The organism is Paenibacillus sp. LS-5, assembly GCF_056121505.1.
This window is the reverse complement of record NZ_JBWAVA010000056.1, coordinates 1-422: the sequence shown is the minus strand read 5'-3', so window position 1 is coordinate 422 and position 422 is coordinate 1. Positions and strand designations below refer to the sequence as shown.

The 422-nt window shown below is 57.1% G+C and carries 1 rRNA gene; it reads right to left on the bottom strand.

Annotation, left to right across the window (positions count from 1 at the left end):
• Positions 1 to 15 precede the first annotated feature (15 nt).
• Positions 16 to 422 (bottom strand): 16S ribosomal RNA (locus tag AC0MA3_RS26410); the annotation flags it as partial.

Below are 422 nucleotides of genomic sequence, written 5' to 3'. Positions count from 1 at the left end.
AACGATTCTCCATAGAAAGGAGGTGATCCAGCCGCACCTTCCGATACGGCTACCTTGTTACGACTTCACCCCAATCATCTACCCCACCTTCGGCGGCTGGCTCCCTTGCGGGTTACCCCACCGACTTCGGGTGTTGTAAACTCTCGTGGTGTGACGGGCGGTGTGTACAAGACCCGGGAACGTATTCACCGCGGCATGCTGATCCGCGATTACTAGCAATTCCGACTTCATGCAGGCGAGTTGCAGCCTGCAATCCGAACTGAGACCGGCTTTGCTGGGATTGGCTCCACCTCGCGGCTTCGCTTCCCGTTGTACCGGCCATTGTAGTACGTGTGTAGCCCAGGTCATAAGGGGCATGATGATTTGACGTCATCCCCACCTTCCTCCGGTTTGTCACCGGCAGTCACTCTAGAGTGCCCAGC